Source organism: Streptomyces sp. R-74717 (genome assembly GCF_047305335.1).
Lineage (GTDB): Bacteria > Actinomycetota > Actinomycetes > Streptomycetales > Streptomycetaceae > Streptomyces > Streptomyces atratus.
In genome coordinates this window covers 5,428,420-5,448,579 of sequence record NZ_CP102361.1, presented here as the reverse complement: position 1 = coordinate 5,448,579, position 20,160 = coordinate 5,428,420, and the positions used below count along the sequence as shown (strand labels likewise).

Sequence of the window (20,160 nt, the reverse complement as noted above, 5' to 3'; positions counted from 1 at the left end):
CCCGACCTCGATTCCGACCGTGATCCCCACTCCTGTGCAGCCACCCGAGGACGGCCTTCCGGGCTCCCCCGCCTGTCCTGGTCACGGCGCCACCCCCACCGTGTCCTCTGCCAGTGCTGCCGCCTCCGCATGGAGCTTGAGGGCCAGCGGGCCGGGTCCGGGCATCGGCGCCGCCACTCGTACCCGCCACAGCTCCCCGGCCCGCTCCATCGCGACTTCGGCCCCGCCCGGTGCCGCCGAAAGAGTGGCTTCCAGCACCTGCGCCTCCGGTTCCGAGCGGGCCGCCGCCCTCGCCCCGGCCCTGGCCGCGTCCACGCAACGGATCTGGGCGGAGGCGGCCATCAGCGCCCAGACCAGGGCCAAGGCGAACACCACCAGCACCGGAATCGCCATGGCCGCTTCCGCCGTCACCGCCCCCCGGTCTCCGCACACGGTCCTGGAACGACCTCCGGCGGACGCCCCGGAACTGCTCCTAGAACTTCGCATCGAGCGCGTCCTTGAGCAGTGACTGCAGTGCGGACATAACCGGCTGGCTGGTGACCACCTTGTAGAGCACCGCCGCGAACGCACAGGCCGCGATTGTCCCCACCGCATATTCGGATGTCGTCATTCCGTTGTCCGACCGGACTCGGCGCACCATGCTCCGCACCCAGCCCCTGATTCGCTGTTCCATTCCAACCCCCACGAAATACATAATTCATATCAAATAGATACTTGCTAGTACTTTTCTGTCACCCGTTGTGAAGCAGACCGGTTGCCAGACCGATCACCACCGGCGCCACTCCGACCGCCAGGAAAGCGGGCAGAAAGCAGAGCCCGACCGGAGCGGTGATCAGCACACCTGCCCGCTGGGCGCGCGCCACGGCCGCGCTCGCCCGCTCCGCCCGCATCGCCTCGGCCAGCCGCGCCACCGGCTCCGCCGCCGGAGCCCCGGTCGATCCCGCCCGGTCCAGGCAGCGGGACAGCGCACCCGCGCCCGGTATCTCCCCGAACCGCCCCCAGGCCAACGCAGGTTCACCCCCGAGCCGAATCTCCACGGCCGTCCGCGCCAGACGCACGCCGACCGGTCCACCCAGTGACTCCCCCACCGCCTCCGCCGCCTCTCGGGGCCCGGCTCCGGCAGAAATGCAGGCCGCCAAGAGATCTGCCGCCAATGGGAGTTGACGTGATACCTGCGCCGCTTCCACAGCGCCGACCCCCGGTTCGCGGCCGCGCCGGGCCCGCTGCCACCTCCAGGCGCCGTACGCCCCTGCCAGCCCGGTAGCGAAACCGGGCAGGCCGCCGATCAGGACCACGCCCGTCGCCAAAGCACCCAGTGGCGCAATCCATTCCTTCACCTGGGCGCCGGAAACCGTCCGCCCGCGCCGACGCCTCTCCGGGCCGACGGCCAGCAGCACCGCACCCCGACGGTGTACCGTCCGCCTCCGCCGCAGTCTCGCGAGGACGAGGGCCAGATACGCGACCGTGCACAGAACCGCCCACACTGCCGCCGCCCGGTGGACGGCTTCGCCGGTGCCCCCGTTCACGCCGCCTCCCCCGCCCGTACGATCCGGCCGGCCCAACAAAGCCCGGCCGCCTCCAGCAACCCACCCGCCACCAGACAGACCAGCCCGGCCGGCGTGTGCAGCAGCACCCTCAGCGGATCGGCCCCGAGCGCCGCCCCCAGCCCCAGACCCAGCACCGGCAGCAGCGCCAGCACGGCCACCGTCGACCAGGCACCTGCCAGTTGGGCCCGTAACTCCTCCCGCCTGCGTCGCTCCGCCCGCAGCGCACCCTCCAGGCGGTCCAGGCCCGCCGCGAGCCCAGTCCCGCCGTCCACCGCCACCCGCCAACAGGCCGCCACCCCGGCAAGCCCGTCCAGACCCGGCTCCCGAGCCGCCTGCCCGAGCGCCCCCGGCACATCGCCGCCGAACCGCGCCGCAGCGGACACAGCGGCCTCCGCCGTTCCCATCACCCCGGTCCCGCGGACAGCGACGAGCAACGCCCGCCCCGGCTCGTGCCCGGCCCGCAGCTCACCCACGACCGCACCGCACAACGCCACCACCCCATCGGCCCGGCGTTCCCGCTCCTGTGTCAGGGCCCGTCTCCGCAGCCACCGCCGCACCAGCGGCACCGCCACCACCACCGCCAGCACCGGCAGCACGGATTCCCCCAGCACGGCGATGGCCAGCGCCACCGGCAGACAGAGCCACTCCCGCCGCGCCCGCAACCGCTCCTGGAACCAAGCCCGAATCCGCTCCCAGCGCTCACACAGCGGCGACTCCATCACCCCGTCGACGAACAACACCCGCGCTCGCCGACGCCCCTGGTCCTGCACCATCACCAGCCAGGCCGCCACCCCTACACACAAGCCCGCCGCAAGGCTCGCGCCGGCCGACAGACCCACCGCCACGTCACCGCTCACAGCGCACCCCCGGTCATCGACCGCAGCCTTTCCCAGCCCCGCTCCTGCACAAATCCGTCGGTGCCCCAGCGCAGTGCCGGCACGGTCACCACCAGCCCAGCCGCATCCCGCTCCAGGACCTGCACCTCGGCGATCCGCCGCTGCCCGGACCGGTCCCGTACGAGATGGACCACCACCGACAGCGCGGCCGCCAACTGGCTGTGAAGTGCCGTCCGGTCCAGTCCCGCCGCCGTCCCCAATGCCTCAAGGCGGGCCGGGACGTGCTCGGCTGCATTGGCATGAACCGTCCCGCAGCCGCCCTCATGGCCGGTGTTCAGCGCGGCCAGCAGTTCGGTGACCTCGGCGCCCCGTACCTCCCCGACCACCAGTCGGTCGGGCCGCATCCGCAGCGCCTGCCGCACCAGGTCCCTCAGGGTCACTCGCCCCGCCCCCTCCTGGTTGGCGGGGCGCGACTCCAGGCGCACCACATGCGGATGGTCCGGCCGCAGCTCCGCCGAGTCCTCGGCGAGCACGATTCGCTCACGCTCCCCGACCGCACCCAGCAGACTCGACAAGAGGGTTGTTTTCCCGGCCCCCGTCCCCCCACTGATCAGATATGAGACCCGGGCTTCCACCAACGCCCTCAGTACCTGGTCACCGCCCGGCGGCACGGTCCCCGCCGCGACCAGCTCCGTCAGCGAGAAGGCCCTGGGCCGCACCACCCGCAGCGACAGGCACGTCGAGCCGACGGACACCGGCGGCAGCACGGCATGCATACGGGTGCCATCCGGCAACCGCGCGTCCACCCAGGGCCGGGCGTCGTCCAGCCGCCGCCCCGCCACGGCCGCCAGCCGCTGTGCCAGTCTGCGCACCGCGGCGGCGTCCGGAAAGGTCACCCCGGTGAGTTCGAGCCCGCCTCCCCGGTCCACCCAAACCCGGTCCGGCGCGGAGACCAGGACATCCGTCACGGCCGGGTCTGCGAGCAGCGGTTCCAGCACCCCGGTGCCGACCAGCTCGCCGCGCAACTCATCGGCCGCGCCGAGCACTTCGGCATCGCCGAGCAGTCGTCCCTGGGCCCGAAGAGCTGCCGCGACCCCGGCCGGGGTCGGCGCCGCGCCGCTCTGTGCCAGCCGTTGCCGCACGGCGTCAAGCAGTGTCTCGGTCACGACGCACCCCCACCGGCGCGTCCCCCTGCACCCTCCGGGTCGAGCGCCCGCTCCCAGAACGCCGCGCAGAACCTTGCCAGTGGACCGCGCGCACTGCCGCCGGGCGGTGCGCCGCCGTCCTGGGTGGCCAGCAACCCGGAGTCGAGCGGGAGTTCACCGGCAAGCGGCAGCCCCAGCGCCTGCGCCACCCACCGCTCGTCGAGGCCCGCCGCGTACGGGCCGCGGGCCACCACCCGCAGGTCGTCCAGCACCATCCCGGCCATCGAAGCCACCCGCTTCGCCGCCGCGACTGCGCGAAGCTCCCCGGGAACCACCAACAGCCCGAGGTCCAGCTGCGCGAGCGCCTCCGCCACCGACTCGTCCACCCGGCGCGGCAGATCGACAACCACCACCCCGCCGAGCCTGCGCGCGGCGGCCAGCACGGCCTGCATGGCCTGTGGCGGGATGACCACCCAGTCGTCGCGGCCCCAGCTGAGCACCCGCAGACCGTGGAGTGCGGGCAGCGACTCCTCCAGTGCGCCTCCGCCGACCCGCCCTTTGGAATGAGCGAAATCCGGCCACCTCATTCCCTCGGCCCGTTCGCCACCGAGCAGCACATCGATGCCCCCGCCGAGCGGGTCACCGTCGATCAGCATGGTCCGCCGTCCGGCCCTGGCCGCGGTCACCGCGAGGGCGCAGGCCAGCGTGGATGCGCCGGATCCGCCCCGTCCGCCGATCACCCCGACGGTGAGTGCCGGCCGGCCCACGCCTTCCGCCGCATTGGCGATCTGATCGACGAGCCACCCCTCCGAATCGGGCAGCCTCAGCACATATTCGGCCCCGATCTCCACGGCGCGGCGCCAGACATCCGGGGCATCCTGGTCCCGGCCTACGAGCATCACACCACGCCTGCGCGCCGCTCCGCGGCACCGCTGGGCGGCATCGTCCCCCACGAGAACCATCGGGGCCTGCTCCCAGCCGCCTCTGCGTTCGGGCAACGAGTGATGAACTTCTGGTTCCGCTCCGGCGGCCGCGCACAGCCGCAGCAGATCGTCGAGGAGTTCCGCATCCTCGGTCACGATCAACGGTCCGCCCCGCCGCACCCCGACGGTCGGCAGACGATCCCGTGCGATGGATTCAGCCACGGTCTCCGCCCCCTTCTCACTGCACCTTCATCGCGGTTCGCGGTGATCTCGGAGCGTTCCGAGATCGGCGATTCCACAAGCCGCGGACTTCGCGGCTGGAATCACCGTGCAGTGCTTCGGGAAATCGTGTGGATCTTGCTCAAAAACTGTGGACAACTCTGCCGTTGTGAATATCTCTGTCGCTCATACCGGCGACTTCCGGAGAGCAGCACTTCCGCTACGCACCGTGACGAGTCAAGATGGTGAGAGACGGAACGAGAAGCGGGCCATCGCGGCCGAAATGGAGGCAGAATGCTTGATTCCGAGTGACAGAAACGCGTCCGGACATGCGACGACCCCCGCCGGGGGGGAGAGCGGGGGTCGTCCCCACGGCCGACTCGGGGGGGAGGAGCCGGACCGGGTTAGCACGGTCGCGAACGATCCGTGACTTCCATGGTGTACCCGAGAGCCTTCTCAGGCAAACCCACGCGCCAGAGTTTACGCCGAATGGTGGGCCCCTATGCTCAGCCTTGTGGAAAACCGCTTCTTGCCGCGCACAGCAGCCTTCTTCGACCTGGACAAGACGGTCATTGCGAAGTCTTCGACGCTGACCTTCAGCAAGTCCTTCTACCAAGGCGGACTGATCAACCGCCGCGCTGTACTGCGCACTGCGTACGCACAGTTCGTGTTCCTTGCCGGGGGTGCAGATCACGACCAGATGGAGCGGATGCGGGAATACCTCTCCGCGCTCTGCAAGGGTTGGAACGTCCAGCAAGTGAAGGAAATCGTCGCCGAGACCCTGCACGATCTGATCGACCCGATCATCTACGACGAAGCGGCGACGCTCATCGAGGAGCATCACACCGCCGGACGCGATGTGGTGATCGTCTCGACCTCGGGCGCCGAGGTCGTCGAGCCGATCGGCGAGCTGCTCGGCGCCGACCGAGTCGTCGCCACCCGGATGGTCGTCGGTGACGACGGCTGCTTCACCGGCGAAGTGGAGTACTACGCGTACGGGCCGACGAAGGCCGAGGCGGTCAAGGCGCTCGCACTGTCGGAGGGATACGACCTCTCGCGCTGCTACGCCTACAGCGATTCCGCGACCGATGTACCGATGCTGGAGTCGGTCGGCCACCCGCACGCAGTGAATCCGGACCGCGCTCTACGGCGCGAAGCAACCCTTCGCGAATGGCCGATTCTCACCTTTGACCGACCGGTCCGACTCAAGCAGCGACTGCCGACGTTCTCGATGCCGCCGCGCCCGGCGTTGGTCGCTGCGGCAGCGCTGGGCGCAGCCGCCGTCACGGCGGGACTGGTCTGGTACAGCTCCCGCCGCCGCACCACCACGACCTCCACCTGATGTACGAGCCGGGCGGCGGCGCCCCCTACGCACCTCCCAGACCCCGCCGCCCGGCCCGATCGATGGGATCAAGCAGGGCGACCGATGAGTCCAATTCATCCAGCCGAACCGAGTTGTCCAACTCGCCCGTAATTGAACCTAAAAGTAAAGAAGTATGGTCAGCACTACCGCTCGCCTCGGCTCTGGAGTACAAAGGACTCAACGGCCCGCGAGACCAAGGACATCCGAGAGGATTACCTGATAACGCAGAGAAGGCCCCACGGACCGAGCATGAAAACCGAGCACCCACGCGACGTCGACCCGTCGATTACGGGCCAGCCGCACCAGGGAACGGGCAAAGCCCCCGACCTGATGGGCACATATCGAGGACGCATGGTAACTGGGTAGACATGCCAGCGGCGGTACCGAGGACGGTACCGCCGCAACCCTTTTACCGGGCAGTGGAGTTACCGCGCTGGAGTTACCGCGGTGAAGTCATCGATTAGCCGCGCCCGTTTCGCGTGCCCAGCCCGCGGAACCGACGCACCCTGCTACGCAGCGCCGCGCTGCAGCGCCTCGCACACCGCCGTCGATTCCCTGACTCCCAGCTCCACGGAGCACCCGCAGTGCGCGATCCAGGCCGCCATCCCCTCCGGCGTCCCCGACAGATAACCCTCGAACGCAGCGATGTACGCCACCCGCCCCTGCTCGGCGTGGCCCACCTCGGCGGGACAGATCGACTTGGGGTCGAGGCCGCTCCCGATCAGCACGATCCGCTCGGCGGTACGCGCGACGAGGCCGTTGTACGAACCGAAGGGACGCAGGGCCAGCAGTTCACCGTGCACGACCGCCGCCGTCACCAGCGCGGGCGCCGCAGTGCCCGAAAGGATCAATCCGGAAAGCCCTTCCAGCCGCCCCGCCACCTCCTCGGCGTCCGGCAGCGGCGCTTCGATCAGCGGCTCGTCCACGGGTTCGCCGGCCAGACGTGGCCGGCCGACAGCGTCCTCGGGCGCCGCGCCGCCGGCCGCAACCAGATGCAGCCGTGCCAGGACACGCAGCGGCGACTGCCGCCAGATGGAGAGCAGTTGGCCCGCTTCGGCGGTGAGCCTCAGGGCCGCTCCGATCACATGCGCCTCACCGTCACCGCTGAAGTCGGTACGCCGGCGCACCTCCTCCAGATACCAGTCGGCGCCGGACAGCGCCGCCGAGCCACGGGCGCCGCGCAGCGCCGCTTCGGCGGTGACCTCATTGCTGCGGCGCCGCATGACGCGGTGACCGTAAACCCGGTCGACGGCCTTGCGTACGGAGTCCACCGCGTCGGCGACCCCCGGCAGGGTGCCCAGGGTGGCGAGCGGATCAGAGGCAGTCGTACTCATAAGTAGCGAGGCTACGCGCCCCCTACACCAATACCGCCCGGGAGTGGCCTTCTTCACGAAGCGCGACAGCAGACTGCAATCAGACCGCTACCCTAGGTGAACATGAAGATCGCTTTCGTAGGGAAGGGCGGCAGCGGCAAGACCACGCTGTCCTCGCTCTTCATCCGCCACCTTGCCGCCAATGAAGCCCATGTCGTCGCGGTGGACGCCGACATCAACCAGCATCTCGGGGCCGCGCTCGGCCTCGACGACCAAGAGGCTGCGGCGCTGCCCGCCATGGGGGCCCAGCTGCCTCTGATCAAGGAGTATCTGCGCGGCAGCAATCCCCGTATCGCCTCCGTCGAGACGATGATCAAGACGACTCCGCCCGGCGAGGGCTCGCGGCTGCTGCGGGTCCGCGAGAACAACCCGATCTACGACGCGTGCGCCCGCACGGTCCGGCTCGACGACGGGGAGATCCAGCTGATGGCCACCGGGCCGTTCACCGAGTCGGATCTGGGTGTGGCCTGCTACCACTCCAAGGTCGGTGCGGTCGAGCTCTTCCTCAACCATCTCGTCGACGGCCCCGACGACTATGTCGTCGTTGACATGACAGCAGGTTCGGACTCCTTCGCTTCCGGGATGTTCACCCGCTTCGACATGACGTTCCTGGTCGCCGAGCCGACCCGTAAGGGCGTCTCGGTCTACCGCCAGTACAAGGAGTACGCCCGGGACTTCGGGGTCGCGCTGAAGGTCATCGGCAACAAGGTGCAGGGCGAGGACGACCTGGACTTCCTGCGCGCCGAGGTGGGCGACGATCTGCTGGTCAGCGTCGGGCACTCCGATTGGGTACGGGCCATGGAGAAGGGCAGGCCGGCCCGCTTCGAGCTGCTGGAGGCAGACAACCGGATGGCTCTGCAGGCGCTGCAGAACGTCGCGGAGGATTCGTACGAGCAGCGGGACTGGGAGCGCTACACGCGACAGATGGTGCACTTCCATCTGAAGAACGCGGAGAGCTGGGGCAATGAGAAGACGGGCGCCGACCTGGCCGCCCAGGTCGACCCGGCCTTCGTACTCGACGAGCGGTACGTGCAGGACGGCGCCGCTCAGCCCGCCTGATCCGTCGGCGCCCGGGCCGGGAGGATGCCCTCGTTCCGGCCCGGGCGCCATGGCGCCCTCACGCGGCAGTCGCAGCCGAAGGGCGTGCAGCTCGGTGGCCGAGCACCGTCGCCGAGCACGGTCACCGAGCTGGCGGCCGGCCTGATCCGCGCCGGACCCGGCATGAGCCTTGCCGGCCCCGGCGCACGGTCCGCGTCCGCCCCCGAAGTCGCGGCTTCGTCGAGGAAGTCCGTCCAGCCCTTCGCCGGGGCCTGGCCGACATCGAGCGTGCCGAGCTTCGCCAGCGCTACCGGGTCCTGTGCGTCCAGCCAGTCGGCCAGCTGCCGGAAGGACACGCAGCGGACGCCCTCTTTGGTGCAGACCGCCGCGATGGTCTGCTCGACGGCCCGCATGTACGTGCCGCCGTTCCAGGACTCGAAGTGATTGCCGATGATCAGCGGGGCACGGTTCCCGTCGTACGCGCGGTCGAGGGCCTGGATCAGGCCGTCGCGCATCTGGTTGCCCCAGTACTCGTGTCGGCCCGGATCGCTCTGCGTCGTACCGGACTGATTGAACATAAAGTTGTAGTCCATCGGCAGGGTCTCGAAGTCGCGCCCCAGAACCGGGACGAGCTGCATCGAAAGATCCCAGATGCCGTCCTTCTTCTTGGGCCAGACCTGGTTGTTGACGCCACTGGAGTCGTAGCGGAAGCCCGTCGCCCGCGCTGCGGCCACCCCATTCTTCTGCCCCTCCAGACAGGGGGTGCGGCCAGCCGTGGCACAGCGCTTGGCACCCGGCCGGAAGCCCCCGCAGTTCGTGGTGTTCTCGTGGGACGGTGCCGGAGAGGACAGCCAGAAGCTGTTCTCTCACTTCCGTGAGGTGGGCAAGAAATACCACGCGAACATGACGTACTTCCTCAGCGGCGCATATCTGCTGCCTGAGGGCAAGCGAGAGCTCTACGACCCGCCGAAGCGCAGCGCCGGCAGCCCCGACATCGGCCTCAACGACACCGAGGGAATCCGGAACACCATCACCCAGGTTCGCGGTGCCTGGGAGGGCGGCGACGAGATCGGTACGCACTTCAGCGGCCACTTCTGCGACTCCGACGGCGGCGTCGGCACACGGTCCGTCGATCAGTGGAAGAGCGAGATCAACTGGCCAAGACTTTTGTGAAGAGCTGGAAGACCAACGACCCCGACCTCAAGGGCGAGCAGCCGCTTCCCTTCGACTACGACAAGGAGGTCATCGGTGCTGCCCGTGAAGGCGGTGGAGCCGTCGCCGATGAGCCGGAACATGCTTTCGGGAGCGGCTCGGGGGACGTTCTTCTTCGCTCCGGCGTCTCGCTTCACGGCAGCGGGGCCGGCTGCTCCGGTCCTGGAATCCGCACGGGAGGAGCAGTCGGCCACTCCCGCGGCGAGTGCCACGGCCATGACACCCAGTGTGACCCGCTTGGCGGCGATCCTTTTCGCGGCGACTCTCTTCGTGGCGCCCATCACCCGCCCCCTCTTCCTTGCGGGAAATTTGCGTTGAACTGCAGACGCGGCGCGGTCAAGGTCACATACAGCGATGCCGAAATTAATATGACAAGCCGAATGAAAAGCCGCTTATTCACTTGAACAGGTGATTGGATGGGCCATTTGATCTCAAGTATGGACAGAGATCTTTACTCTCCATTACGATCTGTTTACTGAGAGTTGAGAAATCCCGCCGCTGCACGCCGTGACCCACGGCCGCGTCCCCCACGTTCCGCGACCGCGCTGCCCCGGAGGAGACGGGAACATGTCTGCTTGCGTCCCCACTCGTCATGACCACACATCCCGCAGTTCGCGTCCACCCCGCGCCTCGGGAATCAAACGACCGCACAGCCCGCCACCGCCGCCAGGCGACAGACGATTCCGCATCGCGGGCGCCGACCTGTCCGCATCGATCACGGTCTTCCTGCTTGCCGTCCCCATGTCGCTCGGCCTCGCCGTCGCCATGGACGCCCCGCTGGAGGCCGGCCTCATCTCCGCCGCGATCGGCGGAATCGTCGCCGGACTGCTCGGCGGCACACCCCTCCAGGTCAGCGGCCCGTCCGCCGGACTGACCGTGGTCACAGCCGAGTTGATCCAGATCTACGGCTGGCGCACCACCTGCGCGATCACCATCGGCGCGGGACTTCTGCAGATCCTGCTGGGCTCGTTGCGGGCGGCACGCAGCGCCCTAGCCGTCAGCCCCGCCATCGTGCACGGCACCCTCGCCGGCATCGGCGTGGCCATCGCACTCGCCCAGCTGCACATCGTGCTCGGCGGCTCGCCTCAGAGTTCGGCCGTCGCCAACGCCCTCGCCCTCCCGGACCAGTTGGGGCGGGTGAGTCCGGCCGCCCCGCTGATCGGCGTGCTGACCATCGCCGTCCTGATCCTGTGGCCGCGGATTCCGGGGCGGATCGGCCGGGTGGTACGGCGGATTCCGGCTGCCCTCGCCGCAGTGGTGACCGCGACGGCGGTGGCCGCGATCACGGCGCCCGGGATCGCCCGGGTCGATCTGCCGTCCTGGCGCTCGCACGCACTGCCGGAGATGCCGCACGGCCCCGTACTCGCTCTGGCCACCGCTGTATTGACAGTGATGTTGGTGGCCAGTCTGGAGTCGCTGCTCGCCGCGGTCGCCGTGGACAAGCTGTCGGCCGACCGTGCCGGCGGGCAAGCGGCTGCCCGGTCCAAAGCCGACTTGACGTCGACCTCGGCCTCGGATCCGGCTTCGGTTTCGACTTCAGCCACGGCCCAGGGCCGCCCGGGCCCGGCCTGTCCGTCCCCGCCGGACCCACCCGTCAGACGCTCCGATCTCGACCGTGAGCTGCGTGCCCAGGGCATCGCCAACACCCTTTCCGGGCTTGTCGGCGGGCTGGCGGTTTCCGGCGGTGCGGTGCGCAGTTCGGCGAATGTTCGGGCCGGAGCAACGGGCCGCGCCTCCACCGTGCTGCACGGCGTCTGGGTGGTGCTCGCCGCAGGGCTGCTGGTCACCGCCCTGGAGCAGATCCCGCTGGCCGCGCTCGCCGCGCTGGTCATGATGGTCGGCATCCAGATGGTGAGTTTCGCCCACATCCGCAATGTCCATAAGCACCGTGAATTCCTGGTGTACGGGGCGACGATCACCGGCGTGCTCCTCTTCGGTGTGCTCAAGGGTGTAGTGATTGGCATCGCGGTGGCAGTGGCCGTCGCGCTGCACCGGCTGGCCCGGACCAGGATCACCGTGACCGAACAGGGCGGCCAGCATCTGGTGGTCGTACGGGGCCAGTTGACGTTCCTCGCGGTGCCCCGGCTCAGTCGGGCGCTCGCCCGGCTGCCCCAGGACGGGGATGCCGTCGTCGAGCTGGACGGCTTCTTCATGGACCATGCGGCGTACGAGACGATCCAGGACTGGAGCATTGCCCAGACGGCCCACGGCGGCCGGGTCGTCTTCACCGGCAGGTCCGGCGGCCGGATCGCCGAGCCCGCCTCGGCGGCGCATTCCTGTTGCCGCCCATGGACGCCGTGGCGCAACCATCACTGCCACGACCGGCCCGGCCAGACGCCCGAGACCCACCACACCCGCCTCGACACGGGCCGCACCCCCGACTGCGGATCCGGCTCCGCCGAGGACCGCTCCCCCGAGCAGCACACGTCCCACGACGCCTCCGGAGCCCACAGCACCCCCGGCCCGGCCGGCTCACCCACCGCCGCCCCGCGCCGGACCGGCGGCAACCGCCTGTTCAGCGGTCTGAGTTCGTTCCAGCGGAACACCGCTCCGCTGGTGCGCGAGGAGCTGGCTCGGTTGGCCCGCGAGGGTCAACGCCCCTCTCAGCTCTTCATCACCTGCGCCGACTCCCGCCTGGTCACCAGCATGATCACGGCGAGCGGCCCGGGTGACCTGTTCACCGTACGGAACATCGGCAATCTGGTGCCCCCGCCGGACGCCGAGTCGAGTGACCACTCGGTGGGCGCCGCGATCGAGTACGCGGTGGATGTACTGAAGGTGGAGTCCATCACCGTCTGCGGGCACTCCGGCTGCGGCGCGATGCAGGCTCTGCTCGGCGCCAAGCCGGACCCGGACACTCCGCTGACGTCCCTGTGGCGCTGGCTGAGACACGGGCTGCCGAGCCTGGAGCGGATGAGATCCCGGCATCATGCCTGGGCCCGGATCTCCGGCCGCCTTCCGGCCGATGCGGTGGAACAGCTCTGCCTCACCAATGTGGTCCAGCAGTTGGACCACCTGCGGGCCCATGGATCGGTGGCGCGGCGGCTCGCCGAGGGCACACTTCAACTGCACGGGATGTACTTCCATGTGGGCGAGGCGCAGGCCTATCTGCTGGCCGAGGGCGCGAGCGCCGGGCTCGCGCTCGACGAGGTGTTCAACCGCGTGGACCCTGGCGACGCCCACGCCTCGTCCGATTCCCACACCCCGGCCGATGCCTATGCCTCGTCCGATTCCCACACCCCATCCGACGCCTATGCCTCGTCCGATTCCCACACCCCATCCGGCTCCCGCTCGCCCGGCGACACCGACACCCCCAGGCCCGCCGCCCCGGGTGATCCAGCCGGTTCCGGCGAGTTGGAACGTACCGGCGTCTGAACCACATTCGCCCCCGGTCCGTGAGACCTTGTGGTCCCGCCTCCATGTCGCTCCGTACGGCTCCGTGTCGCTGTGCTCCGCACTGTGGTGCACAGCGCCGCGCCGCACCGGACCGCATGTGGAGGCGGGAGCGTGTCTCCATACACGAGACACAGGTCTAAACCAATTCCGGGCAGACACTTGTCACCCGGCCTTTGGCCTGATGAGCTATGCCCCGGGACACAACGGACACCCTGGGAATGGGAGATGTCGTGAGCAACGAAAGCCTGGCCAATCTGCTCAAGGAGGAGCGGCGGTTTGCACCGCCTGCCGATCTGGCCGCCAATGCCAACGTCAAAGCGGAGGCGTACGAGCAGGCCGAGGCGGACCGGCTGGGCTTCTGGGCCGAGCAGGCCCGACGCCTGACCTGGGCCACGGAGCCGACCGAGACGCTCGACTGGAGCAACCCGCCCTTCGCGAAGTGGTTCGCGGACGGCAAGCTCAACGTCGCGTACAACTGCGTGGACCGCCATGTCGAGGCCGGCCATGGTGACCGGGTCGCCATCCACTTCGAGGGCGAGCCCGGCGACAGCCGCGCCATCACCTACGCCGACCTGAAGGACGAGGTCTCCCGCGCAGCGAACGCCCTCACCGAGCTCGGTGTCGGCAAGGGCGACCGGGTCGCCGTCTATCTGCCGATGATCCCCGAGGCTGCCATCGCGATGCTGGCCTGCGCCCGCATCGGCGCGGCGCACTCGGTGGTCTTCGGCGGCTTCTCCGCCGACGCCATCGCCGCCCGTATCCAGGACGCGGACGCCAAGGTCGTCATCACCGCCGACGGTGGCTACCGCCGCGGCAAGCCATCCGCACTCAAGCCCGCCGTGGACGACGCCGTCTCCCGTTTCGACAGCGTCGAGCACGTCCTCGTGGTGCGGCGCACCGGCCAGGACATCGCATGGACCGAGGGCCGGGACGTCTGGTGGCACGAGATCACCGGCCGGCAGTCCGCCGAGCACACCCCCGAGGCGTTCGAGGCGGAGCAGCCGCTCTTCATCCTCTACACCTCCGGCACGACGGGTAAGCCGAAGGGCATCCTGCACACCTCCGGTGGCTACCTCACGCAGGCCGCGTACACCCACAACGCGGTCTTCGACCTCAAGCCGGAGACCGATGTCTTCTGGTGCACCGCCGACATCGGCTGGGTGACCGGCCACTCGTACATCGTCTACGGCCCGCTGGCCAACGGCGCGACGCAGGTCATGTACGAGGGCACGCCCGACTCCCCGCACCAGGGGCGTTTCTGGGAGATCGTGCAGAAGTACGGCGTCACGATCCTGTACACGGCGCCGACCGCGATCCGTACGTTCATGAAGTGGGGTGACGACATCCCCGCCAAGTTCGACCTGAGCAGTCTTCGGGTCCTCGGTTCGGTCGGTGAGCCGATCAACCCCGAGGCGTGGATGTGGTACCGCAAGCACATCGGCGCCGACAAGTGCCCGATCGTGGACACCTGGTGGCAGACCGAGACCGGCGCCATGATGATTTCGCCGCTGCCGGGCGTCACGGAGACCAAGCCGGGAAGCGCCCAGCGCGCCCTGCCCGGTATCTCCGCCACGGTCGTCGACGACGAGGCCAATGAGGTTCCGAACGGTGGTGGCGGCTATCTCGTCCTCACCGAGCCGTGGCCGTCGATGCTCCGCACCATCTGGGGCGACGACCAGCGCTTCATCGACACGTACTGGTCACGCTTCGAGGGCAAGTACTTCGCGGGCGACGGCGCCAAGAAGGACGAGGACGGCGACATCTGGCTGCTCGGCCGGGTCGACGACGTGATGCTCGTGTCCGGGCACAACATCTCGACCACCGAGGTCGAGTCGGCGCTCGTGTCGCACCCCTCGGTCGCCGAGGCTGCCGTGGTCGGCGCCGCCGACGAGACGACCGGCCAGGCCATCGTCGCCTTCGTGATACTGCGCGGTACGGCTGCCGCCTCGGACGAGCTCGTCGCGGAGCTGCGCAACCACGTCGGCGCCACGCTCGGCCCGATCGCCAAGCCGAAGCGGATCCTGCCGGTCGCCGAGCTGCCGAAGACCCGCTCCGGCAAGATCATGCGGCGTCTGCTGCGTGACGTCGCCGAGAACCGCGAACTGGGCGACGTCACGACGCTCACTGACTCGTCGGTGATGGACCTCATCCAGACCCAGCTGCCGTCCTCCTCCTCATCCGAGGACTGACCGAGGCGAGTACGTCCCCGAGGGGCATCCGGCGACGCGCCGGGTGCCCCTCGGGCATTTAAGGTGAAGATCACCGGATACCGCCCCGCGCACCCCGGGTACAGTGGCAGCCGCGTCAACAAAGCAATAAGAAATCTCCACAGGGTGTGCCGGGAAGTCTGGTCGGCAAGTGCATCAGCCATGCCATCGCTGCCCGACCCGGAGGTCCTCACTCGTGGCCACGCCCACCCCCACACCATCTTCCTCCCGCCGCACCTTTCTGGCGCGCCTGTCCCTCCCCGAGCGGAACTACCTCGCGGACGCCCTGCGCACCGAGACCGTCGGCGGAGTCATCCTGCTGGTGGCCGCGATAGCCGCCCTGGTGTGGGCGAACACCTTCGGTTCCAGTTACGCGGCCGTCAGCGACTTCCACTTCGGTCCCGGGTCGCTGGGTCTCAACCTCTCCGTGGAGCACTGGGCGGCGGACGGGCTGCTCGCGGTCTTCTTCTTCGTCGCGGGCGTCGAACTCAAGCGGGAACTGGTCGCGGGCGAACTGCGCGACCCCAGGGCGGCCGCACTCCCGGTCGTTGCCGCGCTGTGCGGAATGGCTGTTCCGGCCGTCGTCTACACACTCGTGGCCGTGACCGGCGGGGGTTCCACGGACGGCTGGGCCGTCCCCACCGCCACCGATATCGCCTTCGCGCTCGCCGTCCTCGCGGTCATCGGCACCTCGCTGCCGAACGCGCTGCGCGCCTTCCTGCTGACGCTCGCCGTCGTCGACGACCTCTTCGCGATCCTGATCATCGCGGTCTTCTTCACCGAGCAGATCAACTTCATGGCGCTGGCCGGCGCCTTCATCGGTCTCGCCGTCTTCTATCTGCTGCTGCGCAGGAATGTGCGCGGCTGGTACATCTACGTACCGCTCGCCCTGGTCATCTGGGGGCTGATGTACAACAGCGGCATCCACGCCACCATCGCCGGTGTCGCCATGGGCCTGATGCTCCGCTGCACCCGGCGGGACGGCGAGACCCACTCCCCCGGCGAGCACATCGAGCACCTGGTCCGCCCGCTGTCGGCCGGTATCGCCGTGCCGCTGTTCGCCCTCTTCTCAGCAGGTGTCCCCCTCTCCGGCGGCGCACTGGCGGGCGTCTTCACCCGGCCCGAGACGCTCGGTGTCGTCCTGGGGCTCGTCGTCGGCAAGACGGTAGGCATCTTCGGCGGTACGTGGCTGGCCGCCCGCTTCACGAAGGCGGAGCTGAACAAGGACCTGGCCTGGGCGGATGTCTTCGCGGTCGCCTCGCTCGCCGGGATCGGCTTCACCGTCTCGCTGCTCATCGGTGAACTGGCCTTCGCCGGCGACGAGGACATGATCAACGAGATCAAGGCCGCCGTGCTGATCGGCTCGCTGACAGCCGCCGTACTCTCCGGTCTACTGCTCAAGCTCCGGGTACGCAGATACCGGACGCTGCACGAGGCGGAGGAGCTCGACGAGGACGAGGACGGCGTGCCCGACGTCTACGAGCAGGACGACCCGGAGTACCACCTGCGGATGGCCGCGATCTACGAGAAGAAGGCGGCCGAGCACCGCCGCCTTGCCCAACTGGCGGGGGCAGCGAGCAGCAAGCCGGACGGTCCGGCATGATCTGACACCAGATGTGTTGAGCAGGAAAGCAGGAGAGGGAGTCAGGGATGAGCGACCCCGGCAACAACGCGGGCAGTGCCGACCGCAGTCTCGGGCAGTTGGTCGCCGCGGCGACGGCCGAGATGTCCGCACTGGTGCACGACGAGATCGCCCTGGCCAAGGCCGAGGTGCGGCAGGACGTCAAGCGTGGCGTAACCGGGAGCGTGGCGTTCATCATCGCGGGCGTGCTGGTTCTGTTCGCGATCCCGGTGCTGAGCTTCGCGGCGGCGTACGGAATCCACTACCTGGGGCTCGGCCTCGCCGTGTCGTTCACGATCGTGGGAGCCGCCTTCATCGTGCTGGGGGCGTTGCTCGCACTGTTCGCCATCGCCAAGCTCAAGAAGGTGAAGCCTCCGGAGAGGTCCATCGCTTCGGCCAAGCAGACAGCGGCCGTGCTGCAGGGCGTCAAGCCGCACCCGCGGCCCGCTGTCACGGCGGGGGCGAGCCGTCCGGCCGCTGTGGGCAGCAGGCCTGCGGACAAGGCTCTGGAGAAGTCTTCGGTCCAGGACAAGGCGTCCGCTGTGGCACGCTCGTCCACATGACGGTCCCCGATTCCAGTGCATCCGGCCCAGTAGGCCCGGAAGGTCAGGCAGGCCCGGACGGCTCCTCGGGCTCGACCGGCCGCTCAGGCCCCTCTGACCTGCCGAGTTCCCCCGGCCCGGTCGGCTCCGGTGGGCCCGTACGGCTCGACGGGCCGTGGACCCACCGGGACGTGGCGGCCAACGGCGCCCGCTTCCACATCGCCGAGCTCGGCGAGGGGCCGCTGGTGCTGCTGCTGCACGGCTTCCCGCAGTTCTGGTGGACCTGGCGCCATCAGCTCACCGCACTGGCCGACGCCGGTTTCCGGGCTGTGGCGATGGATCTGCGCGGAGTCGGCGGCAGTGACCGCACGCCCCGGGGTTACGACCCCGCCAACCTGGCGCTCGACATCACCGGCGTGATCCGCTCGCTCGGCGAACCGGACGCCGCCCTGGTCGGCCACGACATGGGTGGCTACCTCGCCTGGACGGCTGCGGTGATGCGGCCGAAGCTGGTGCGCCGCCTCGCGGTCTCGTCGATGCCGCATCCGCGCCGCTGGCGTTCCTCGATGCTCTCCGACTTCACGCAGTCCCGCGCGGGCTCGTACGTCTGGGGCTTCCAGCGCCCGTGGGTGCCGGAGCGTCAGCTCGTCGCGGACGACGCGGCGTTGGTGGGACGGCTGATCCGTGACTGGGCGGGCCCCCGGACCCCTGAGTTCCCCGACGATGCGGCGGTCGACGTCTACCGGCGCGCGATGTGCATCCCTTCGACGGCGCACTGCTCGATCGAGCCGTACCGCTGGATGGTGCGCTCCCTGGCCCGTCCGGACGGAATCCAGTTCAACCGGCGCATGAAGCGGCCGGTGCGGGTACCCACACTGCATTTGCACGGTTCACTCGATCCGGCGATCCGTACGCGGAGCGCGGCGGGGTCCGGCGAGTACGTCGAAGCGCCGTACCGTTGGCGACTTTTCGACGGTCTGGGGCACTTCCCCCACGAGGAGGATCCGGACGGGTTCTCGGCCGAACTCATCAACTGGCTCAAGGATTCCGAGCCCGACCGGTAGCCGTACGGGCACAGTTGTCCGACGAACAGCCAATTGCCTGGCGCATAGGCCAATTGGCTGGCGGATGGGCGGTTACCGACCATGAGGCACGGGCAGACGTCGGGGTATGGGCTGGACGCACGACTTCGGTGACGCAGCACGCAACCGTCGCTCGACCGCCACGGCGAGTCCGAGCACTCATGAGGGGGGCGGCCCCCAGGGCCGGGTGCACGATATGCATGTTCTGCATGATCCCCGGCTCGGCATTCCGCGCATTCTGCGCCGTCGGGCCCGCTGGGTCTCGGCGCGGCTGCGCCATCCACGCGGATGATGTCCGCCCCGGCCGGCCGGTGAGCGTTCACCGACCGGGCGGGACTTCCACGACTCTCCCGGCTGCCACAGGGCAGTACGCCCAGGGCCTGTCCGGCGGATCAGGGCCGGAGAGGCTCTAGAGGGCGCACGCCTGGCTGTCGACCTGCTGGTTGGCGGTGCGGCCGTGCGCGATGTCCTTGCGGATCTCGTCGGCCGTCAGCGCGTAGCCGGTGTCGGGGTCGTCGAGCGACTTCGCGAAGACGACTCCGTACACCTTGCCGTCGGGGGTCAACAGCGGTCCGCCGGAGTTGCCCTGACGGACGGTCGCGAAGAGCGAGTACACATCGCGGCGGACAGTGCCCCGGTGGTAGATGTCCGGTCCGTCGGCGTCGATACGGCCCCGGACGCGCGCGGCCCGTACGTCGTACGAGCCGTTCTCCGGGAAGCCCGCGACGATGGCGCTGTTCCCGGTGCCGGCGTCGTGATCGGTGTCGGTGAACTTCAGCGGCTTCGCGTCGAGATCCGGTACGTCGAGTACGGCGATGTCGCGCTGCCAGTCGTAGAGAACGACCTTCGCGTCGTACAGCCTCCCCTGGCCGCCGATCTGGACGGTCGGCTCGTCGACGCCGCCGACGACATGGGCGTTGGTCATCACCCGGCGGTCGGAGAAGACGAAACCGGTGCCTTCGAGGACCTTGCCGCAGCTCGGGGCCGTACCGACGACCTTGACGATGGACTTCTTGGCGGCGGCCGCCACGGGGCTGCCGACCAGCGCCGGGTCCGGGGCCCGGACCTCGGTGATCGGCTCGTTGGCGAAGGGGCTGAAGACCTGCGGGAAGCCGTTCTGCGCAAGGACCGAGGAGAAGTCCGTGAACCAGGTGGAGGCCTGGGCCGGCATCACCCGGGAGATGCCGAGCAGGACCGACGAGCTACGGACCTCCTTGCCCAGCGTAGGCAGTGAGGTACCGGCCAGTGCGGAGCCGATCAGCCAGGCGACCAGCAGCATCGCGACCACATTGACCAGGGCGCCGCCGGTGGCATCGAGAGCGCGCGCGGGCGACCACGTGATGTACCGGCGGAGCTTGTTTCCGAGATGGGTGGTGAACGCCTGGCCCACCGAGGCACAGACGATCACGATGACGACGGCGACGATGGCCGCCGTCGACGAGACTTCGGAGCCGTTCGTCAGCTGGTCCCACAGGACCGGCAGCAGATAGACGGCTACGAGACCGCCGCCCAGGAACCCGATCACCGACAGGATGCCGACGACGAACCCCTGGCGATAGCCGATGACCGCGAACCACACGGCGGCGGCCAGCAGCAGGATGTCCAGCACGTTCACCGTCTATAGCCTCGCAGATTCGTCACCGGGCCTGTTCCTTC

At 69.2% G+C, this 20,160-nt stretch carries 16 protein-coding genes and 2 pseudogenes; 9 read left to right on the top strand and 9 right to left on the bottom strand.

What is annotated here, in order from left to right; translation table 11 throughout:
- Positions 1 to 81: 81 nt before the first annotated feature.
- From NRF20_RS24945 to ssd, 6 genes are all read right to left on the bottom strand, one after another.
- Positions 82 to 486 (bottom strand): TadE family type IV pilus minor pilin, encoded by a 405-nt coding sequence (locus NRF20_RS24945; protein ID WP_266360346.1) that lies wholly within the window; start codon positions 484 to 486, stop codon positions 82 to 84.
- Positions 473 to 673 (bottom strand): DUF4244 domain-containing protein, encoded by a 201-nt coding sequence (locus NRF20_RS24940; protein ID WP_398628122.1) that lies wholly within the window; start codon positions 671 to 673, stop codon positions 473 to 475. The genes NRF20_RS24945 and NRF20_RS24940 overlap by 14 nt, the downstream gene beginning before the upstream one ends.
- Before the next feature lie 58 nt (positions 674 to 731).
- Complete coding sequence (locus NRF20_RS24935; RefSeq protein ID WP_398628123.1) at positions 732 to 1,526, bottom strand: type II secretion system F family protein; 795 nt, start codon at positions 1,524 to 1,526, stop codon at positions 732 to 734.
- Complete coding sequence (locus NRF20_RS24930) at positions 1,523 to 2,320, bottom strand: type II secretion system F family protein (RefSeq protein ID WP_266365463.1); 798 nt, start codon at positions 2,318 to 2,320, stop codon at positions 1,523 to 1,525. Before NRF20_RS24930 ends, NRF20_RS24935 begins: the two co-directional genes overlap by 4 nt.
- Before the next feature lie 80 nt (positions 2,321 to 2,400).
- A complete protein-coding gene (locus NRF20_RS24925) occupies positions 2,401 to 3,549 on the bottom strand; it encodes a TadA family conjugal transfer-associated ATPase (protein WP_398628124.1) in 1,149 nt (382 codons plus the stop codon).
- The gene (ssd, locus tag NRF20_RS24920) at positions 3,546 to 4,607 is read right to left on the bottom strand and encodes a septum site-determining protein Ssd (RefSeq protein WP_398628591.1); all 1,062 of its coding nucleotides are present in this window, start codon (positions 4,605 to 4,607) and stop codon (positions 3,546 to 3,548) included. Before ssd ends, NRF20_RS24925 begins: the two co-directional genes overlap by 4 nt.
- 565 nt (positions 4,608 to 5,172) lie before the next feature.
- On the opposite strand from ssd, the gene NRF20_RS24915 reads away from it, so the two are divergent.
- Positions 5,173 to 6,012, top strand: a complete 840-nt coding sequence (locus NRF20_RS24915) for an HAD family hydrolase (RefSeq protein ID WP_266360342.1) — start codon at positions 5,173 to 5,175, stop codon at positions 6,010 to 6,012.
- Positions 6,013 to 6,542: 530 nt separating this feature from the next.
- Here the strand turns inward: NRF20_RS24915 and NRF20_RS24910 are convergent.
- Complete coding sequence (locus NRF20_RS24910; RefSeq protein ID WP_413753295.1) at positions 6,543 to 7,367, bottom strand: oxidoreductase; 825 nt, start codon at positions 7,365 to 7,367, stop codon at positions 6,543 to 6,545.
- A 102-nt stretch (positions 7,368 to 7,469) separates the two neighbouring features.
- Between NRF20_RS24910 and NRF20_RS24905 the strand changes: the two genes are divergently transcribed.
- Positions 7,470 to 8,465: an ATP-binding protein gene (locus NRF20_RS24905; RefSeq protein ID WP_398628126.1), complete on the top strand. Its 996-nt coding sequence runs from the start codon at positions 7,470 to 7,472 to the stop codon at positions 8,463 to 8,465.
- 149 nt (positions 8,466 to 8,614) lie between these two features.
- On the opposite strand, the pseudogene NRF20_RS24900 reads toward NRF20_RS24905, so the two are convergent.
- Positions 8,615 to 9,211, bottom strand: a pseudogene (locus NRF20_RS24900) (hypothetical protein); the annotation flags it as partial.
- A gap of 10 nt (positions 9,212 to 9,221) precedes the next feature.
- Between NRF20_RS24900 and NRF20_RS24895 the strand changes: the two are divergent.
- The 7 genes and pseudogenes from NRF20_RS24895 to NRF20_RS24865 all read left to right on the top strand — a co-directional run.
- Positions 9,222 to 9,697 (top strand): annotated as a pseudogene (locus NRF20_RS24895) (hypothetical protein); the annotation flags it as partial.
- Between the two features lie 526 nt (positions 9,698 to 10,223).
- Positions 10,224 to 13,031: a bifunctional SulP family inorganic anion transporter/carbonic anhydrase gene (locus NRF20_RS24890; protein WP_398628128.1), complete on the top strand. Its 2,808-nt coding sequence runs from the start codon at positions 10,224 to 10,226 to the stop codon at positions 13,029 to 13,031.
- 209 nt (positions 13,032 to 13,240) lie between these two features.
- Positions 13,241 to 15,241 (top strand): acetate--CoA ligase, encoded by a 2,001-nt coding sequence (acs, locus tag NRF20_RS24885; protein ID WP_413753294.1) that lies wholly within the window; start codon positions 13,241 to 13,243, stop codon positions 15,239 to 15,241.
- 214 nt (positions 15,242 to 15,455) lie between these two features.
- A complete protein-coding gene (gene nhaA, locus NRF20_RS24880; protein ID WP_413753293.1) occupies positions 15,456 to 16,862 on the top strand; it encodes a Na+/H+ antiporter NhaA in 1,407 nt (468 codons plus the stop codon).
- Between the two features lie 47 nt (positions 16,863 to 16,909).
- Positions 16,910 to 17,443, top strand: a complete 534-nt coding sequence (locus NRF20_RS24875; protein ID WP_398628131.1) for a phage holin family protein — start codon at positions 16,910 to 16,912, stop codon at positions 17,441 to 17,443.
- On the top strand, positions 17,440 to 18,486 hold the full coding sequence (locus tag NRF20_RS24870) for an alpha/beta fold hydrolase (protein ID WP_413753292.1): 1,047 nt from the start codon (positions 17,440 to 17,442) through the stop codon (positions 18,484 to 18,486). Before NRF20_RS24875 ends, NRF20_RS24870 begins: the two co-directional genes overlap by 4 nt.
- Positions 18,487 to 18,592: 106 nt before the next feature.
- Positions 18,593 to 18,796 carry a hypothetical protein gene (locus NRF20_RS24865; RefSeq protein WP_229845996.1) on the top strand — a complete coding sequence of 68 codons (204 nt, stop codon included), beginning with the start codon at positions 18,593 to 18,595 and terminating at the stop codon, positions 18,794 to 18,796.
- A 117-nt stretch (positions 18,797 to 18,913) separates the two neighbouring features.
- On the opposite strand, the gene NRF20_RS24860 is transcribed toward NRF20_RS24865, so the two are convergent.
- Positions 18,914 to 20,119 (bottom strand): MarP family serine protease, encoded by a 1,206-nt coding sequence (locus NRF20_RS24860; protein WP_398628133.1) that lies wholly within the window; start codon positions 20,117 to 20,119, stop codon positions 18,914 to 18,916.
- Positions 20,120 to 20,160 lie beyond the last annotated feature (41 nt).

Coding starts and splice junctions, on each gene's coding strand:
- NRF20_RS24945 (WP_266360346.1), bottom strand. CDS start 486: ATGCGAAGTTCTAGGAGCAGTTCCGGGGCGTCCGCCGGAGGTCGTTCC.
- NRF20_RS24940 (WP_398628122.1), bottom strand. CDS start 673: ATGGAACAGCGAATCAGGGGCTGGGTGCGGAGCATGGTGCGCCGAGTC.
- NRF20_RS24930 (WP_266365463.1), bottom strand. CDS start 2,320: ATGGTGCAGGACCAGGGGCGTCGGCGAGCGCGGGTGTTGTTCGTCGAC.
- NRF20_RS24915 (WP_266360342.1), top strand. CDS start 5,173: ATGCTCAGCCTTGTGGAAAACCGCTTCTTGCCGCGCACAGCAGCCTTC.
- NRF20_RS24910 (WP_413753295.1), bottom strand. CDS start 7,367: ATGAGTACGACTGCCTCTGATCCGCTCGCCACCCTGGGCACCCTGCCG.
- NRF20_RS24905 (WP_398628126.1), top strand. CDS start 7,470: ATGAAGATCGCTTTCGTAGGGAAGGGCGGCAGCGGCAAGACCACGCTG.
- NRF20_RS24890 (WP_398628128.1), top strand. CDS start 10,224: ATGTCTGCTTGCGTCCCCACTCGTCATGACCACACATCCCGCAGTTCG.
- acs (WP_413753294.1), top strand. CDS start 13,241: ATGCCCCGGGACACAACGGACACCCTGGGAATGGGAGATGTCGTGAGC.
- NRF20_RS24875 (WP_398628131.1), top strand. CDS start 16,910: ATGAGCGACCCCGGCAACAACGCGGGCAGTGCCGACCGCAGTCTCGGG.
- NRF20_RS24870 (WP_413753292.1), top strand. CDS start 17,440: ATGACGGTCCCCGATTCCAGTGCATCCGGCCCAGTAGGCCCGGAAGGT.
- NRF20_RS24865 (WP_229845996.1), top strand. CDS start 18,593: ATGGGCTGGACGCACGACTTCGGTGACGCAGCACGCAACCGTCGCTCG.